Genomic DNA, 17,192 nt, shown 5'->3' with positions numbered 1-17,192 from the left:
CCGGCCAAGCCCAGCGGCCGGCGGGGTCACCGCCGCCATGAGGGGTCGCCGCCCAGCCAGGGGACGAGCTGCGTGTCGTACACCTCGAAATGGTCGGTGAGCGTCTGGCGGACCGAGATCGGCATCGGCTTGGGACGAGCCCTCCCGTTGTGGCGCTCGAACACCGGGTCCTGCAGGTGCGGCACCCCCAGGAACTCCAGCACCCGGTCGTACACCCGCTCCGGCTCCGCGAAGAACCGGTGGCTGTCCACCACCAGGATGCGGTCGCGCCCGAACAGCGGCTCCAGCCGGTCGAGCTGCTCCGCGTACCGCCCCCTGGCCAGGTAGGCGTGGTGGCGGTGGGAGTGGTGGACGGAGTACGGCTGGGACCGCAGGCTCTCCTCGGCCCCGGCCAGCCGCCTGGCCTCCAGCTCGACCGCGTACTCGAAGTGCGACTCGGTCTCGAAGCCCCTGGCCAGCTCGTGGGAGTGCGCGGAGAAGGCCCGCTCGACGGGGTCGCGGACGAGCACGATCAGCTTCACCCCGGGGAGGTCGCGGGCGATGCGCTCGGGGGCCAGCGGGTGGAACAGGTAGTAGGGGGAGGACTCGAAGGCCAGCGGCGCGGTGCCGTACCGGCGCTTGAGCAGGGATGCGCCGACCTTGAGCGGGAAGTGGCCGCGGTACCAGTCGAGGCCGCGCTCGTAGCCGACGTCGAAGAAGTGGACGCCCTTGTGCAGGACGGACTTGGTGAGCAGCGGATGCTGGGCCAGCGCCCGGTACAGCGAGGTGGTGCCGCAGCGCTGCGCGCCCACGATGAGGAAGCCCGGCAGCATCCGGCCGCCGCAGGTCAGCCGCCCGGCGGTGCGCGAGACCGACAGGATCGAGTGCTTCAAGGCGTTCACGCGAGGAGCTCCTGGTGATCGACGAGCGGGTTGAGCCAGTGCCGCGCGGGGCCGAGCGGCTCGTGGCCGTCCGAGGCGTGCCGGTCGGCCATCGCGATGAGGTAGTGCAGGGCGGTCGTCCGCGCCTGCGCCGCCGACAGGCCCAGCGGGGCCAGCGCGGGCAGCGCCTGGGAGAGGCAGGCGCGGGCGGCGAGCGGCGGGTCCATCCGCCGCAGCAGGCGCTGGAACAGGTGGTGCAGGGCGTCGAAGCCGAGCGGCACCCCGGTCTCGTACCGTTCCCAGTCCCAGACGAGCAGCCGTCCGTCGGCGGAGGCGGACATGTTCCACGGCGCCAGGTCGCCGTGCCAGGCGTGCCCGTCGCGCCCGCCGGTGGCGGCGATCTCGCTGATCGCGTCGGTCAGCAGCGCGGCGGGCACGCGGGCCCGGCGGCGCACGGGCAGCGGCGACAGCGCCAGCACCGCCAGGTCGTCCCAGACCCCGTGGTGGAGTACGGCGGGCGGCACGACCGTCTTCAGCGGCAGGTCGGCGAGCTTCCGCAGGGTCGCCGCCTCGGCGGTGACGAGTTCGCGGGCCCGGTCCGTGTCGCCGATCTTGACGAACGCGACCAGCCCGGCGGCGTCGTGCGCCTCCAGGATCGGCTTGCGGTTGCCCCGCCGGGCCGGGCGCACGTGCAGGACGGCCCGGATCGGCGAGCCGAACACCTCGCTGAGATGGCTCTCCACCGACCCTTCCACGCCGAGCATGATCTTGCGCCCGAGCAGGCCGTGCCACCACCGCCTGGGCGCCAGCCTGCGCGGCAGCACGGCGTGCGGGAGCAGGCTGTAGGCCCGCGGCGTGACCGGCCGCGGATAGAGCAGCCGGACGGTCTGGCCCAGATAGCGCAGACGCAGACGAGCGTCTCTAGGCATGGTTCCTCCACAGCAGGGCGAACGAGATGAGGTAGAGGCTGAGCGGCGTGACCAGGCCGTCGTAGACGAACATGTAGAACAGCACGAGGATCATCACCAGCACGCCCGCCAGCCCGATCGGGCTGCGGTCGGCCCAGTGGCGGCGCACCGCCCCCGCGAAGAACGCGACGTACAGCACCGCGCCGACGAAGCCCTGGGTGATGACCAGCAGCCACAGCTGCCCGTCGCTGCCCAGCGGGGGATGGCCGCACTCGCCGCACCACTGGGTCTTGCCGGTGGTGACCGTGCGATGGTTGCCCATGGCGTTGCGGGTGTTGCCGAAGCCGATGAACGGCGACTCGGTCGCCGCCTGGACGGTGGCCGTCACGGTGAACGCCCTGATGTCGTTGCTGTGCGGGCTGTCGATCCGCTGGCCGACCAGACCGGCCAGCGGGCTGAGCGTGAACGCGAGCGCGCCGGCCGCCCCGGCCAGGCAGATCGTCAGCCGGGTACGGCCCGCGACCCGCGCCATCAGGTACACCGCGGCCAGGCCCAGGCCGATCCAGAGGCCGCGGTTGAGCGAGTACACGACCGGGATGGCGGCCAGCGCGATCAGCACCACCGCGGCGGCCCTGCGCCGGGCGTCGCCGTACACCCACCAGCCGACGACGAACCAGATGAGCAGGATCGACAGGTTGCTGCCCCACGCGTTGGCCCACTCGAAGGGCGCCTCGGGGCGCGGGGAGGCGTGGCCGAGGACCTTCTGCATCTGGGCGGCGGTCGGGTGGATGAGGTTCTGCACGAAGGAGTTGCCGCCGATCCAGTCGGGCAGCACCCGCTCCAGCGGCGCGGTGAAGGCGAACGACGGGAAGAACACGCCGAGCAGGCCGCCCGCCACCGTGGTCACGAACAGCACGCCGAGCATGCGGACGAGCCTGAGCTGGGGCAACTCCCGCTCGGTCAGGTTGCCCAGGTAGAGGACCATGACCAGCAGCGAGACGTAGAGGGCCAGCCGCATGGCGTAGCCGGCCAGGCGGCCCGCGCCGAGCTCGCCGTAGGTGCCGGCCGGGGTCTCGGCCAGCATGAACGCGCTCAGCAGGTATCCGGCCAGCAGCAGCAGCCACAGCCCGAACCCGTGCGGCACCCTGATCGGCCTGCGCCGCCACAGCACGACGGTCATCGGCACGGCCACGACGATCACCGCGAGGCCGCCGAAGCCGAGGGCCCACCAGAGCGGGTAGCCGATCAGCAGCGCGCCGATCGGCCAGGCCGCCCTGCCCTCCCGTGTCACGCCGGCTTGCCAGGGGCCTTGGACACCTGCGGCATGGGGAACGTCTCGGGCGCGTCGGGCACGATGGGCCTCGGGGCGCCGTTGGTCGGGTAGACCAGCTTCTCCAGCACCGCCTTGCCGTAGGCGGGCGGCACGGTGCGCTCGGGCGCGGGCGGCAGCGGGTTGGTGGTGGTGACCACGCCGACGACCGGCACGCCTTGCCCGCGCAGGTGCCGTACGGCCGCCGCCACGTCCGCCGCGGTGGCCCGGCGCAGACCGACCAGCAGCAGGGCCGCGTCGGCCCTGGCCAGGTCCCCGACGTCGGTCCCGTCGAGCACCGCCAGCCGCACGCTCGCCGACAGCGGCTCGGCCACCGGCGAGCAGCCCAGCTCGGCGGGCACGGTCCTGACCAGCAGCCGCTCGCCGGGGCAGGCCGCCGTCACGGAGGAGGCCAGGTCGTGCAGCGTGTGGCGGTCGAGCGGGCCGGCCAGGTCGGCCAGCACCGGCAGCCCGCTCAGCCGCTCGACGTCGGCGGCGCTCCGCAGCCTGAGGTCCAGCCGGTCGCGCGTGTAGGCCGCTCCGGCCCCGGCCAGCAGGCCGAGCATGAGCCCGCTGCCGAGGTACAGCGGCAGGCTGGGTGAGCTGGGCTCGTCCGGCGCGGCGGCCTCGCTGATCACCGAGCCCGGGGTGACCGCGACGGTCTTCAGCGCGTCGAACTTCATCGTGAGGGTGTAGACCTGGCGGCTCAGCACCTTCTGCCGCTCGGCGGCCATGGTGTGCTCGGCGCTGCCCCTGCGCAGCGCGGCCATCTCCACGACCACCTTGCCGAGGGACGCGTTGACTTGCTTGAGCTTGGCGAGCAGCGCCCTGAGCTGGACCGTCACGGCCGTCCGCGCGGTCTCGGCGCGATGGTCGAGGTAGGCCTTGGCGTAGGCGGTGGACTGCGCGGCGGCGGTGGCGGGGTCGGCGGCGGTGACGGAGATCCACAGCACCGAGGAGTTGGGCGGCACCGACACCTCGGCCGGTTCGGGCGTGGCCGTGCGCAGCAGCGCGGCGGCCTTGCCGGCGACGACGGCGGACTGGGCGATCTGCGCCTCGGTGTCCAGGTTGAGCGACTCACGCTGCCGGTTGGTGACCTGGTTGGGCTGCTCCTGCACGCCCGTGGAGGCGACCAGCACCTGGGTGGTCGCGGTGTAGGCCGGTGGGGTGACCCGCATCAGCGCGAGCCCGGCGGTGAGCCCGAGGAGCAGGCAGCCGAGGAACAGCACCCTGCGCCGCCGGAGCAGCGAGACGTGCTCGGCCAGCTCCGTGCCGGAGCGGCGGATCGGAGTATCCGGCGACAGGCTCATGAAGGTGGGATCTCCCTGGGGCCGGTGCTGCTGCGGGTAGCCGTGAAGGGACTCAGAGTAATCGGCGACGGCCGACCGGCGCTGCGATGCGCTCGCCCACTATAGGGGCGGCAGAGATTTCACCGACTGAATACAACAGATTTTCTCCGGTACGGCTCCACCAATCACCCAGCAATAGTCCGAATTAAGCAGAAATATCCGTCGAGCCCTCGCCGGGAAATGCGGGAAAAGGTCATGGAGTTCGAGACCGTGCAGGCTGCGGGGATGGCATGGTGGGAGATTGCCGTGGCGGGGGCCAGGCAAGCAGGCGGTCAAAGAATGGGTTCGAGGGGAGTTGGACGGCCTTGCATCGACGGGGAGAATTGATGAACTATGCCGCAAAGAGCGTAAGAATCCGGCGAATGGCGGTGGCGATTCTCGCGCTCGGCGTGCTCACCGGACTGCCCGCCTGCTCCAAGGCCGCGGGCACCGCCGCGCCCCGCGCCGAGGCCCCCGAAGCGGCCAAGGTCGACGGGCTGCTGGGTCTCGCCGAATCACCCGCCTGCCAGGTGACCGCCAAGCTCATCCCCGCCTGCGGGGCGTGGTGGGGCGTCGCACCGGAGATCTTCACCGGTCTCGGCCCGGTGCAGGCCCTGCAGAACGCCGAGCGGCGGATGCGCCGTACCGCCGACATCATGCACGTCTACCACCGGGGCTCCGAGCTTTTCCCGAACGCCAAGGAGGTAGCGCTCGCCCGCGACCCGTCCGCGCCCAGGCTGCTGCTGATCAACTGGAAGCCGTCCTTCGACAGGACCTGGGCCGAGATCGCCGCGGGCGCGCTCGACAAGCGGATCGACCGCCTGGCCGACCACATCAGGCAGACCTTTCCGGAGCGGTTCTTCCTCACCGTGCACCACGAGCCGGAGAACGACGTCAAGGCCGGGCCCAGATCGGGGATGACGGCCGCCGACTACGCGGCGATGTACCGCCACGTGGTGCTGCGGCTGCGCGAGCGGGGCGTGAAGAACGCGGTGATGGTGATGACCTACATGGGCGCGCCCAACTGGGCCGCCGAGCCGTGGTTCGAGCAGCTCTACCCGGGCGACGACGTGGTCGACTGGGTGGCGATGGACCCCTACGTCGACGACCGGGTCCGCGACTTCGACGGGCTGATCAACAAGGTGCGCAAGGAGAACACCCGCTGGCCCGGCTTCTACCGCTGGATGCAGTGGCGCTTCCCCGGCAAGCCGGTCATGGTCGCCGAGTGGGGGGTGTTCGACCGGGCGGCCAAGCGCGACTTCTACCTCTCGGTGCGCAAGCAGATCAGGCACTACCCGCAGATCAAGGCGCTGGTCTACTTCGACTCGCCGCGCGCGCCGAGGGGCGACACGCGCTTCGACACCGACACGGCGGCGGGCCGGGCCTTCAGTGAGCTGGCTCGCGATCCGCACTTTCGGGCGACCGCCGTGCCGCGGCCCTAGGCAGCAGCCGCCAGGCGGTCGCGCCGGCCAGGGTCGCCGCCGCCAGGACCCACAGGGTCGTGCCGTTGCCGACGCCGAGCAGCTTGAGCGCCGAGGCGAGCAGCACGATCGCCAGCAGCGCCCTGATGATCCCGCCCGGCGCCTTGGCCGAGATCCTGGCGCCCAGGTAGACGCCCGGGATGGAGCCGGCCAGCAGGGAGAGCGTGAGGTCGAGCTGGAAGTCGCCGTACAGCAGGTGGCCGAGCGCGGCCGAGGCGACCAGCGGGACGGCCTGCACGAGGTCGGTGCCGACCAGCTCGTTGGCCTTGAGCGCGGGGTAGAGGCCGAGCAGCGCCACGATGATCAACGACCCGGACCCGACCGAGGAGATGCCGACGACCAGACCGCCTACCGTACCGACCAGTACGGTCGGGAATGGGCGCACGACGATGTCCTTGGCGCTCGCCGAGCCGCCCCTGTCGCCGATGACGGCCTTGGCGGCCAGGCCCGCGACCGCCAGCAGCAGCGCCACGCCCAGAGCGATCTTCACGGCCTGCTGGACGGCCTCGCCCTCGCCGAAGGCCCGCGCCACGAACACGCCGCAGAACGCGGCCGGCACCGAACCCGCGCAGAGCCAGCCGACCAGGCGCAGGTTGACGGTGCCCCGGCGCAGGTGGACCGCGCCGCCGATGGGCTTCATGACCGCCGAGGCGACCAGGTCGCTGGAGACGGCGGCCAGCGGCGGCACATTGAAGAACAGCATCATCATCGGCGTCATCAGCGCGCCGCCGCCCATGCCGGTCAGGCCCACCACGATCGCCACGAAGAAGGATCCGGCGACCAGGGGGAGATCGATCAGCGTATCCATCCGCCGCTCCTGAGGGTGTCGAGGACCCTGGAGGTGGCCGCCTCGATCGACAGGTGCGTGGTGTCGATCACCAGGTCGGCGTCGTCGGGCTCCTCGTAGGGGTCGGAGATGCCGGTGAACTCGGGGATGAGACCGGCGCGGGCCTTGGCGTACAGGCCCTTGCGGTCTCGGCGCTCGCACTCCGCGAGCGGGGTGGCGATGTGCACGAGCAGGAAGTCGGCGCCCACGGACTCGACCATGTGGCGCACCTCCTCGCGGGTGGCCGCGTACGGCGCGATCGGGGCGCAGATGGCCAGACCGCCGTGCCGGGCGGCCTCGGCGGCGACGAAGCCGATGCGCCTGATGTTCAGGTCGCGGTCGGCCTTGGCGAAGGTCAGGCCCTTGGACAGCAGATGGCGCACCACGTCGCCGTCGAGGTAGGTGATCGTGCGGGTGCCCAGCTCCAGCAGCGAGTCGCGCAGCGCGCGGGCGATCGTCGACTTGCCCGAGCCGGACAGGCCGGTGAAGAAGACGACCAGGCCGCGCCGGTGCGGCGGGCCCGGCAGCGTGATCGGCTCGGGACCGGCCAGGTGCTCGGTGGCGCCGTAGGTGTCGGCGACGTGCTCGCGCAGCTCCAGGTCGATGGCCGGGTCCTCGCGGGGGGCGAGCGGGACGGACACCACCATCGTGCCGACGGGCAGTTTGTCCCTGGCCTTGAGCGCGGCCCTGACCACCGAGGGCCCCGTCTCGCCGTACGCCAGGGGGAGCAGGACCGTCACCGCCTCCAGCTCCTCGGCCGTGGCGAGGATCTCCGACAGAGTGAGGTCGTCGAGCGGCCCGCGCATGGTGACCGCGAGCGCGGGACGGTCGGCCAGCTCCTTGCGCACGTCGGCGGGCCCTAGCCGGAGCCTGGCGAACGGGCCGTGCTCGGCCGGGCCGAGGCCCTCGACGGGACCCGCGACCAGGCCGTCGAGACCGCGCTCGGTGACGGTCAGGACGGCCAGCGCGGCGCCCTCGGGGTCGAGCAGCGTGACCGTGTCGCCCGCGCGGGCGGCGTGCTCCTCGGGCAGGTGGAGCGTGACCGGCGCGGGCCAGGGCGTGCCGTCGGCCAGGGTGCCGCGCTCGTGGACCGCGTGCAGGTCGTCGTGGCCGAGGAAGCCGGTCAGCGGGTGGAAGGCGCCGGAGAGCAGCAGCTCGAGGTCGGCGAGCTCGCGGGCGTCAGGGGTCCACTCGTGGTTCGCCGTCATCGCTCCATATTTCCGATCGACTTAGTCGGATATACCGTACCCGGTCAGATCAGCCGGGCGAAATGGTTCTGCGGTTTTCTGATGACCATCGTCACCTCGTCGTGGCCGGACGGGAAACGCCCGCGGGTCAGCCGGTCCACCAGGGTCACGGCCGCGCCGCCGATCCTGCCTCTGGCCGGGCCGCTGGTCGCGCTCTCGTCATCGGTGATCATAAGCCCGCGCATCAGGCAGTAGGCCTGCATGCCGTCGCGTGAGGTGATCGGCTCGTAGACCGCGGGCAGCGGGCCCACCGCGCCCTCGGCGACCAGGCGCGGCCACAGCAGGCGGCGCAGCCACGAAGGCGTGATCCGGGCGCACACGCCGTAGGCCGACTCGCGGTCGCGCATGCGCACCAGCATCAGGCCGCCGGGACGCAGGGCGTTGAGCATGCGGTCGAGGACCAGCTCGGTGTGCTGGATCCGCTCCAGCAGGAAGGCGATGTGGATCACGTCGAACGACCTGGGCGGGAGCGGCACCGAACGCAGGTCGCCGAGCATCCACGCGTCCAGGTCGGCGCGCGTCTCCAGCCGGGCCCTGATCGGCGCCAGATCCTCGTCGACACCCGTGTTCCTGGTCTCGACGCGCTCCAGGCCGGGCACCTGGTAGGCACACCCGGCGTGCAGCACATCCAGCCGCCGGCCGAGCTGCTCGGTCCACTGCTCGCGGATCCGCTGACCAAAAAGATCGCCACTCAGGGCGACTGACCGCACCTCAGACATGTCGCTCACAGTAGTCAATCAACTGCCATTCGTGAGTGATTTCCGGGATCGGCACAGTGAAGGAGGCCAGTAGTCTGGTGGCGACACCCCCGCGACCAGACTCGGCCGGGGGTAATCGTGTTGCCGTCGTGGGGCTGTGGGCGTATCTGATGAGTCTTTCCGGACTGCTTGACCTCGTTGCCGCCGATCCGAAACTGAACACCGCCCTGCGTCAGGGCGGCGACGTGTCGCTGATCGCGCCGCAGGCGCTGCGGCCGTTCGGCGTGGCCGCGCTGTCGGCGCACGGGCCGCGCGCCGTACTGGCCGTGACCGCGACCGGCCGCGAGGCCGAGGACCTGGCGTCGGCGCTGACCAGCCTCATCGAGCCCGCCTCCGTCGCGGTCTTCCCCGCCTGGGAGACGCTGCCGCACGAGCGGCTCTCCCCGCGCGGCGACACCGTGGGACAGCGGTTGGCCGTCCTGCGCCGCCTGGCGCACCCGGTCGAGGGCGACGAGGCGGCCGGCCCGCTCAGTGTGATCGTCGCCCCGGTGCGCGCGCTGCTGCAGCCGATCGTCAAGGGGCTCGGCGACCGGCGCCCGATCCGGCTGCGCGCCGGCGACGACGCCGAACTCCAGGACGTCGTCGACCGGCTGATCGACAACGGCTACGCCCGGGTCGACATGGTGGAGAAGCGCGGCGAGGTGGCCGTCCGCGGCGGCCTGCTGGACGTGTTCCCGCCGACCGAGGAGCACCCGCTGCGGCTGGAGTTCTGGGGCGACACGGTCGAGGAGATCCGCTGGTTCAAGGTCGCCGACCAGCGCTCGCTCGAAGTGGCCGAGAGCGGCCTGTTCGCCGCGCCCTGCCGCGAACTGCTGCTGACGCCCGAGGTGCGCGAGCGCGCCGCCGAACTGGCGGTCGAGCACCCGGCGCTGGCCGAGGTCCTTGAGCAGCTCGCCGAAGGCATACCGGTCGAGGGCATGGAGGCGTTCGCGCCCGTGCTGGCCGGCGAGATGGACCTGCTGGTCGACCACCTGCCCGCCGGGTCGGCGGTGTTCGTCTGCGACCCCGAGCGGATCAGGGGCAGGGCCGAGGAGCTGGTGCGTACCTCGCAGGAGTTCCTGGAGGCCTCCTGGATCAACGCGGCCGCGGGCGGCGAGGCGCCGATCGACCTGGACGCGGCGGCGTTCCGGTCGCTGGAGGAGATCCGCGACCACGCCGACGCGCTGGGCCAGCCGTGGTGGACGATGGCGCCGTTCGGCACCGGCGTCGAGCTCGACGCCGCCGACAGCGAGGCCTACCGCGGCGACACGCAGAAGGCGCTGGCCGACATCAAGGGCTGGCTCGGCGAGGGCAAGGCCGTCGTCCTGCTCAGCGAGGGCCACGGCCCCGCCGAGCGCATGGTCGAGCTGCTCAAGGGCGTCGACGTGCCCGCCAGGCTGGAGGCCGCGCTGAACCGCCGCCCCGAGCCCAGGGTCGTGCAGGTCACCACCGGCCTGATCGAGCACGGCTTCATCGCGCCCGACCTCGCCGTGCTCACCCACCTCGACCTGGTCGGCCAGAAGGCCTCGACCAAGGACATGCGCAAGCTGCCCAGCCGCCGGCGCAACATGGTCGACCCGCTGCAGCTCAGGGTCGGCGACCACGTCGTACACGAGCAGCACGGCGTGGGCCGCTACGTCGAGATGGTCCAGCGCACCGTGCAGGGCGCCACCCGCGAGTACCTGGTGATCGAGTACGCCAAGGGCGACCGCCTCTACGTCCCCACCGACCAGCTCGACGAGGTCACCCGCTACGTCGGCGGCGAGGCCCCCACGCTCAACCGGATGGGCGGCGCCGACTGGGCCAAGGCCAAGACCCGGGCGAAGAAGGCGGTCAAGGAGATCGCCGGTGAGCTGATCCGCCTGTACTCCGCCCGGATGGCCTCCCCCGGACACGCCTTCGCCGCCGACTCGCCCTGGCAGCGCGAGATGGAGGACGCCTTCCCCTACGTCGAGACCGGCGACCAGCTTGAGGCCATCGACGAGGTCAAGCGCGACATGGAGCGCGCGGTGCCGATGGACCGGCTGATCTGCGGCGACGTCGGCTACGGCAAGACCGAGATCGCCGTGCGGGCCGCGTTCAAGGCGGTCCAGGACGGCAAGCAGGTCGCGGTCCTGGTGCCGACGACGCTACTGGTGCAGCAGCACCTGTCGACGTTCGCCGAGCGCTTCTCCAGCTTCCCGATCAACGTCAAGCCGGTCTCCCGCTTCCAGACCGACGGCGAGGTCAAGTCCACGCTGGAGGAGCTGCGCGGGGGCGGCGTCGACGTGGTCATCGGCACGCACCGGCTGCTCAGCCCCGAGGTCAGGTTCAAGGACCTGGGCCTGATCATCGTGGACGAGGAGCAGCGGTTCGGCGTCGAGCACAAGGAGGCCATGAAGCACCTGCGCACCCAGGTCGACGTGCTGGCGATGTCCGCCACGCCGATCCCGCGCACGCTGGAGATGGGCCTGACCGGCATCCGCGAGATGTCCACCATCCTCACCCCGCCAGAGGAGCGGCACCCGATCCTCACCTTCGTCGGGCCGTATGACGAGAAGCAGCTCACCGCGGCGATCAGGCGCGAGCTGATGCGGGACGGGCAGATCTTCTTCGTGCACAACCGGGTGGCCTCGATCAACCGGGTCGCCGCGCGGCTGCGCGAGCTCATCCCCGAGGCGCGCATCGCGGTCGCGCACGGCCAGATGAACGAGCACCAGCTCGAAAAGATCATGGTGGGCTTCTGGGAGCGCGACTTCGACCTGCTGGTGTGCACGACCATCGTCGAGTCGGGCCTGGACGTGCCCAACGCGAACACGCTGATCGTGGACCGGGCCGACAACTACGGCCTGTCGCAGCTGCACCAGCTTCGCGGCCGGGTGGGCCGGGGGCGCGAGCGCGGCTACGCCTACTTCCTGTATCCGCCGGAGAAGCCGCTCACCGAGACCGCGCACGAGCGGCTGGCGACGATCGCCCAGCACACCGAGATGGGCGCCGGCATGTACGTGGCGATGAAGGACCTGGAGATCCGCGGCGCGGGCAACGTCCTGGGCGCCGAGCAGTCGGGCTTCATCGCCGGGGTGGGCTTCGACCTGTACGTCCGGCTGATGGGCGAGGCCGTACAGGAGCAGAAGGCGAAGCTGTCGGGGGTGGCCGTCGCCGAGGAGCAGGCGGACGTCAAGGTGGAGCTGCCGATCAACGCGCACATCCCGCACGACTACGTCACCTCCGAGCGGCTGCGCTTGGAGGCGTACAAGCGGATCGCGGCCATCTCCGCCGACCTCCACATCGGCGAGGTGCGCGAGGAGCTCACCGACCGGTACGGCAGGCCGCCCACCGAGGTGGAGAACCTCTTCGAGGTGGCCCGCTTCCGGCTCAGGGCCCGCCAGGCCGGGCTCACCGACGTCACCCTGCAGGGCCAGAACATCAAGTTCGGCCCGGCCAGGCTCAAGGAGTCGCAGCAGGTCAGGCTCGACCGCCTGTACCGCAACGCGATCTACAAGCAGGCGGCGGAGACCCTGCTGGTGCCGGTGCCCAAGACGAAACCCCTGGGCGGGCAACCGCTGCGTGACCTGGATCTGCTCAAATGGTGCGGCGATCTGGTCGAGGCCATGTTCCTAGAGCCCGCGAGGGTAAAGTAAGCCACGTTTGTCGTGAAGGGATGCAAGGTGAAGTCGATTCGAGTGGCTGTGGCCGCGCTCGCGGTGGCCGTCGGCCTGTCCGCCTGTTCGTCGCCTGTGGAGGCGGGGGCCGCGGCCGTCGTCGGTAGTGAGCGCATCTCGGCGAGCGAGCTGAACAAGAACGTGGACGAGTTCGAGGCCGCGCTGGAGAAGGCGAAGATCCCCGCGAATCAGCTGCCGATGCCGCCGGTGCAGTACGTCCTGTTCCAGATGGTCAACATCTCGCAGTTCAGCCAGATCGCCGACAAGGCGGGCACCAAGGTGACCGAAGGGGAGATCGACCAGATCATCAACGCCCAGGGCGGCGCGGCGACGGTGGAGCCGAAGATGCTGCAGCAGGGCGTGCCCCCGGCCTTCGTCCGGGACTGGCTGCGCACCTCGATCGCGGTGACCAAGCTGATGCAGCAGTTCGGCGGCGGCACCGACCAGGCCGCCCAGCAGGCCGGTCAGCAGAAGCTGTTCGACGAGGCGGCGACCGTCAAGGTCACCTACAACCCGCGCTACGGCACCTTCGACGCCAACCAGGGCACCTTCGTCGCCAACAACCGCTTCGGCAAGGCGCCCGCGCTGCCCGCGGCCCCGCAGCAGTAGGTCCGATGCCGCTCATCGTCGTCACCACCTCGCCCAGGGTCGCCCCCGGCATGCTGAGCCACCACGCCTGGCAGGCGCTGCGCTCCGGGCGGGTGCTGACCGGCTCCGAGGACCACCCGCAGCTTCCGTACCTGGCCGAGGCCGGGGTGGAGGTGGCGGTGGTCACGCCCGACCATCGGGCGCTGGCCCGTGAGGCGGTCGGCGGCACCGTGGTCTGGCTGGCCGGGGCCGACGACGAGGAGTTCATGCGCGGCGTCGGGATGGCGGCGATGGCGCTGGAGGACCCGCCGGTGATCGAGGTCGTGCCCGGTTCCTACGACCTGCCGGGCGCCCGGGTGCTCGACCTGGTCGCGGTGATGGAGCGGCTGCGGACCGAGTGCCCGTGGGACCGCAAGCAGACGCACGAGACGCTGGTGCCGTACCTGCTGGAAGAGGCCTACGAAGTTCAGGAGACGGTCGAGCAGGGCGACTACGCGGCGCTCCGCGAGGAGCTCGGCGACGTGCTGCTCCAGGTGGTATTCCACGCGCGGGTGGCCGAGGGGTTCGACGTCGACGACGTGGCCGAGGGCATCGTGGAGAAGCTGGTGCGGCGGCACCCGCACGTGTTCGGCTCGGTGCGGGTGGAGAACGCCGAGGAGGTCAACGCCAACTGGGACGCCATCAAGGCGGCCGAGCGGGCGGCCAAGGGGCAGGACTCGCCGTTCGAGGGCGTGCCGATGGGGCAGCCCGCCCTGTCGCTGGCCGCCCAACTGGTCCGCAGGGCCGAGAGTTCGGGCGCGCCCGAGGGGCTGGCGCACGCGGTCGGCCAGGGCGTGGCCAGGGAGTTGTTCGATCTGGTACGCCGCGCGCAGGCGGCCGGTCTCGACCCTGAGGCCGAACTGCGCGCCGCCGCCCGCGCCTACCGCGCCCGCGTCGAGGCGTGGGAAACGCGCGACTCGTGAGCCGGTAGCAGTACCAGGGAGTAGGGGTCGATAGGCTCGGGGAGCATCTGCCCTTCGACTCTAGGAGCTCTTGACGTGGCTTCCATCGAGGCCGTTTCCGCCCGCGAGATCCTCGACTCCCGGGGCAACCCGACCGTCGAGGTCGAGGTCCTTCTCGACGACAGCAGCACCGGCCGCGCAGCGGTCCCCAGCGGCGCCTCCACCGGCCAGTTCGAGGCCGTGGAGCTGCGCGACGGCGACGAGCGCTACGGCGGCAAGGGCGTGGAGAAGGCCGTCCTCGGCGTCACCGACGAGATCGCCGACGAGATTCTCGGCATCGACGCCGACGAGCAGCGCATCATCGACCAGATCATGATCGACCTGGACGGCTCGGCCAACAAGGCCAGGCTCGGCGCCAACGCCATCCTCGGCGTCTCGCTGGCCGTGGCGAAGGCCGCCGCCGACAGCGCCGACCTGCCGCTCTTCCGCTACCTGGGCGGCCCCAACGCGCACGTGCTGCCGGTGCCGATGATGAACATCCTCAACGGCGGCGCGCACGCCGACACCAACGTGGACATCCAGGAGTTCATGATCGCGCCGATCGGGGCGGAGACGTTCCGCGAGGCCGTGCGCATGGGCACCGAGGTCTACCACGCGCTCAAGGGCGTGCTGAAGGAGAAGGGCTACGCCACCGGCCTGGGCGACGAGGGCGGCTTCGCGCCCAACCTGCCGTCCAACCGCGACGCGCTCGACCTGATCCTGGTCGCCATCGAGAAGGCCGGGTACGTGCCCGGCGAGGACGTCGCGCTGGCGCTCGACGTGGCCGCCTCCGAGTTCCACAAGGACGGCGTCTACACCATCGACGGCAAGGGCCTGTCCGCCCAGGAGCTCATCGCCTTCTACGCGGACCTGGTCGCCTCCTACCCGCTGGTCTCCATCGAGGACCCGCTGGACGAGAGCGACTGGTCGGGCTGGAACGCCATCACCAAGGCGCTCGGCGACAAGGTCCAGCTCGTCGGCGACGACCTGTTCGTCACCAACCCCGAGCGGCTGCAGCGCGGCATCGACGAGGGCACGGCCAACGCGCTGCTGGTGAAGGTCAACCAGATCGGCACGCTGACCGAGACGCTCGACGCGGTCGACCTGGCCCACCGCAGCGGCTACCGGTGCATGATGAGCCACCGCTCCGGCGAGACCGAGGACACCACGATCGCCGACCTCGCCGTGGCCACCAACTGCGGCCAGATCAAGACCGGCGCCCCGGCCCGCTCGGACCGCGTGGCCAAGTACAACCAGCTCCTCAGGATCGAGGAACTGCTCGACGACGCCGCCCGCTACGCGGGTCGCACGGCATTTCCGCGCTTCCAGCGCTAGCTTCTTGTACGGCTTGCGCCTCCCCATATTCCGGCGCAAGCCGTACCAGGAGGGCTGACATTTGGCGAAGAGGCCGCAACTGACGGGCAGGGCCGCGATTCTCGCGGTCGTGGTGTGCGCGATCGCCATGAGCCTGGCCTATCCCGTGCGCGAGTACATCTCGCAGCGCCGCCAGATCTCCCAGTTGCAGGCCGCCAGGCAGCACGAGCTGGAGAACCAGCGCAAGCTGGAGGACCGGCGCAGGCAACTGGCGGATCCGGACTACCGCACTCGTGAGCTCAAGCGCAGGCTGCACTACTGCGAGGTGGGGGAGAAGTGCTACATCGTGATGGACCAGGAGCAGGCGGCCAAGCGGCAGCAGGCGCAGCCGCAGCAGGCACCCGCCGCGCCGCCGTGGTACCAGACGCTGTGGGAGTCCGTCGAGGCCGCCGACACCGGTAAGGGCCAGAAGGCCGTCACGGGGGAGAAGAAGAACGATGGACAGGGCTGACATCGACGCGGTCGAGCGGCAGCTCGGCCGCCCGCCTAGGGGGCTGCGCGGCGTGGCGCACCGGTGCCCGTGCGGGCTGCCCGACGTGGTGGAGACCGCGCCGAGGCTGGAGGACGGCACGCCCTTCCCCACGCTGTACTACCTGACCTGCCCCCGGGCGAACTCGGCGCTGGGCACGCTCGAAGGGTCGGGGCTGATGCGGGAGATGCAGGACCGGCTCGCCGAGGACCCCGAGCTGGCCGCCGCCTACCAGGCCGCCCACGAGGACTATGTGGCCAGGCGGGACAAGGCCGCCGAGGAGGAGGGCATGGCGCCGCTGCCGCGCGACATGCAGAGCACCGGAGGCATGCCGCACCGGGTGAAGTGCCTGCACGCGCTGGTCGCGCACGAGCTGGCGGTGCCGGGCTCGAACCCGTTCGGCAGGCAGGCGCTCGACGCGCTGGGCGAGTGGTGGAGTGAGGGACCATGCGTGTAGCGGCCATCGACTGCGGCACCAACTCGGTGCGCCTGCTGGTCGCCGACGTGCCGGACAGTCAGACGTTGACCGAGGTGGAGCGGCGCATGGAGATCGTGCGCCTGGGCGAGGGGGTCGACCGGACGGGCAGGCTGGCGCCCGAGGCGCTGGAGCGCACGTTCGCCGCGATGCGCGGCTACCGGGACCTCATCGACCGGCACGGGGCGAGCGCGGTGCGGGTGGTGGCCACCAGCGCGACCCGTGACGCGGCCAACCGCCAGGAGTTCGCCGACGGCGTCCGGGAGATCTTCGGCGTCGAGCCCGAGGTGGTGACGGGGGCGGAGGAGGCCGAGCTGTCCTTCGTCGGCGCGACCAGGGGCCTGCTGCGGCTCTCGCCGGAGACCATGCTGCCCGAGGGGCCGCTGCCGCCGTTCCTGGTCGTCGACATCGGTGGCGGCTCCACCGAGTTCGTGCTCGGCTCCGAGCACGTCACCGGGGCGCTGTCGGTCGACATCGGCTGTGTCCGGCTCACCGAACGCCACCTGCGCGACGCGGGTGACCCGCCTTCGGTTCCGGCGCTGGAGGCGGTGGTGGCCGACATCGAGGCGGCGCTCGACCGGGTGAGCGCGGCGGTGCCGGTGGGCGAGGCACACACGCTGGTCGGGCTGGCCGGGTCGGTGACGACGGTGGCGGCGATCGCGCTGGATCTGCCCGCCTACGATCCGGAGCGCATTCATCACGCGGTCATCTCCGCCGAGCAGGTCCACGAGGTGACGCGGCGGCTGCTTTCCATGACCCATGGTGAGCGGGAGCGGATGCCGGTGATGCATCCGGGGCGCGTTGACGTCATCGGTGCTGGAGCGTTGATTCTTGACCGCATCGTAAGGCGTTACACGTTTACGCAGGTCGTGGTGAGTGAACACGACATCCTCGACGGAATCGCCTGGTCGATGGTATGAAATTTCCGCGAATTGGGACATTTTGCCCCATAGGGGCGTGTTGAGAGTG

Annotated in this window: 15 protein-coding genes; 8 read left to right on the top strand and 7 right to left on the bottom strand. The window is 71.1% G+C overall.

Features of this window, described 5'->3' with window-relative positions; genetic code table 11:
• Positions 1-26: 26 nt before the first annotated feature.
• Genes ABZ911_RS14865 through ABZ911_RS14850 form a run of 4 tightly spaced genes read right to left on the bottom strand, consistent with a single transcriptional unit; the run spans position 27 to position 4,387 of the window.
• Complete coding sequence (locus ABZ911_RS14865; RefSeq protein WP_358055234.1) at positions 27-881, bottom strand: sulfotransferase; 855 nt, start codon at positions 879-881, stop codon at positions 27-29.
• A complete protein-coding gene (locus tag ABZ911_RS14860; RefSeq protein ID WP_358055232.1) occupies positions 878-1,789 on the bottom strand; it encodes a hypothetical protein in 912 nt (303 codons plus the stop codon). Before ABZ911_RS14860 ends, ABZ911_RS14865 begins: the two co-directional genes overlap by 4 nt.
• Positions 1,782-3,059 (bottom strand): hypothetical protein, encoded by a 1,278-nt coding sequence (locus ABZ911_RS14855; protein WP_358055230.1) that lies wholly within the window; start codon positions 3,057-3,059, stop codon positions 1,782-1,784. Before ABZ911_RS14855 ends, ABZ911_RS14860 begins: the two co-directional genes overlap by 8 nt.
• The gene (locus ABZ911_RS14850) at positions 3,056-4,387 is read right to left on the bottom strand and encodes a Wzz/FepE/Etk N-terminal domain-containing protein (protein WP_358055228.1); all 1,332 of its coding nucleotides are present in this window, start codon (positions 4,385-4,387) and stop codon (positions 3,056-3,058) included. The genes ABZ911_RS14855 and ABZ911_RS14850 overlap by 4 nt, the downstream gene beginning before the upstream one ends.
• 401 nt (positions 4,388-4,788) lie before the next feature.
• On the opposite strand from ABZ911_RS14850, the gene ABZ911_RS14845 reads away from it, so the two are divergent.
• Positions 4,789-5,847 (top strand): glycosyl hydrolase, encoded by a 1,059-nt coding sequence (locus ABZ911_RS14845; RefSeq protein ID WP_358055226.1) that lies wholly within the window; start codon positions 4,789-4,791, stop codon positions 5,845-5,847.
• Here ABZ911_RS14845 and ABZ911_RS14840 read toward each other — a convergent pair.
• Genes ABZ911_RS14840 through ABZ911_RS14830 form a run of 3 tightly spaced genes read right to left on the bottom strand, consistent with a single transcriptional unit; the run spans position 5,792 to position 8,678 of the window.
• The gene (locus ABZ911_RS14840) at positions 5,792-6,694 is read right to left on the bottom strand and encodes a sulfite exporter TauE/SafE family protein (protein WP_358055224.1); all 903 of its coding nucleotides are present in this window, start codon (positions 6,692-6,694) and stop codon (positions 5,792-5,794) included. The two genes, ABZ911_RS14845 and ABZ911_RS14840, sit on opposite strands and share 56 nt — an antisense overlap.
• The gene (gene cysC / locus ABZ911_RS14835) at positions 6,682-7,920 is read right to left on the bottom strand and encodes an adenylyl-sulfate kinase (RefSeq protein WP_358055222.1); all 1,239 of its coding nucleotides are present in this window, start codon (positions 7,918-7,920) and stop codon (positions 6,682-6,684) included. Before cysC ends, ABZ911_RS14840 begins: the two co-directional genes overlap by 13 nt.
• A gap of 44 nt (positions 7,921-7,964) precedes the next feature.
• A complete protein-coding gene (locus ABZ911_RS14830; protein ID WP_358055220.1) occupies positions 7,965-8,678 on the bottom strand; it encodes a methyltransferase domain-containing protein in 714 nt (237 codons plus the stop codon).
• Between the two features lie 149 nt (positions 8,679-8,827).
• On the opposite strand from ABZ911_RS14830, the gene mfd reads away from it, so the two are divergent.
• The 7 genes from mfd to ABZ911_RS14795 all read left to right on the top strand — a co-directional run bounded on the left by mfd (position 8,828) and on the right by ABZ911_RS14795 (position 17,143).
• A complete protein-coding gene (gene mfd, locus ABZ911_RS14825) occupies positions 8,828-12,316 on the top strand; it encodes a transcription-repair coupling factor (protein ID WP_358055218.1) in 3,489 nt (1,162 codons plus the stop codon).
• Positions 12,317-12,343: 27 nt separating this feature from the next.
• Positions 12,344-12,946 (top strand): SurA N-terminal domain-containing protein, encoded by a 603-nt coding sequence (locus ABZ911_RS14820; protein ID WP_358055216.1) that lies wholly within the window; start codon positions 12,344-12,346, stop codon positions 12,944-12,946.
• 5 nt (positions 12,947-12,951) lie between these two features.
• Positions 12,952-13,887: a MazG family protein gene (locus ABZ911_RS14815; protein ID WP_358055214.1), complete on the top strand. Its 936-nt coding sequence runs from the start codon at positions 12,952-12,954 to the stop codon at positions 13,885-13,887.
• Positions 13,888-13,962: 75 nt separating this feature from the next.
• Positions 13,963-15,240, top strand: a complete 1,278-nt coding sequence (gene eno / locus ABZ911_RS14810; RefSeq protein WP_358055213.1) for a phosphopyruvate hydratase — start codon at positions 13,963-13,965, stop codon at positions 15,238-15,240.
• Between the two features lie 61 nt (positions 15,241-15,301).
• Positions 15,302-15,730, top strand: a complete 429-nt coding sequence (locus ABZ911_RS14805) for a septum formation initiator family protein (RefSeq protein WP_358055211.1) — start codon at positions 15,302-15,304, stop codon at positions 15,728-15,730.
• Positions 15,717-16,205 carry a DUF501 domain-containing protein gene (locus tag ABZ911_RS14800; protein ID WP_358055209.1) on the top strand — a complete coding sequence of 163 codons (489 nt, stop codon included), beginning with the start codon at positions 15,717-15,719 and terminating at the stop codon, positions 16,203-16,205. Before ABZ911_RS14805 ends, ABZ911_RS14800 begins: the two co-directional genes overlap by 14 nt.
• On the top strand, positions 16,196-17,143 hold the full coding sequence (locus ABZ911_RS14795; protein ID WP_358055207.1) for a Ppx/GppA phosphatase family protein: 948 nt from the start codon (positions 16,196-16,198) through the stop codon (positions 17,141-17,143). Before ABZ911_RS14800 ends, ABZ911_RS14795 begins: the two co-directional genes overlap by 10 nt.
• Positions 17,144-17,192: the final 49 nt, after the last annotated feature.

Source organism: Nonomuraea sp. NPDC046570 (assembly GCF_040645915.1).
Lineage (GTDB): Bacteria > Actinomycetota > Actinomycetes > Streptosporangiales > Streptosporangiaceae > Nonomuraea.
Note: the sequence above shows the minus strand (reverse complement) of the source record. Positions and strands in the feature narration are given on the sequence as shown.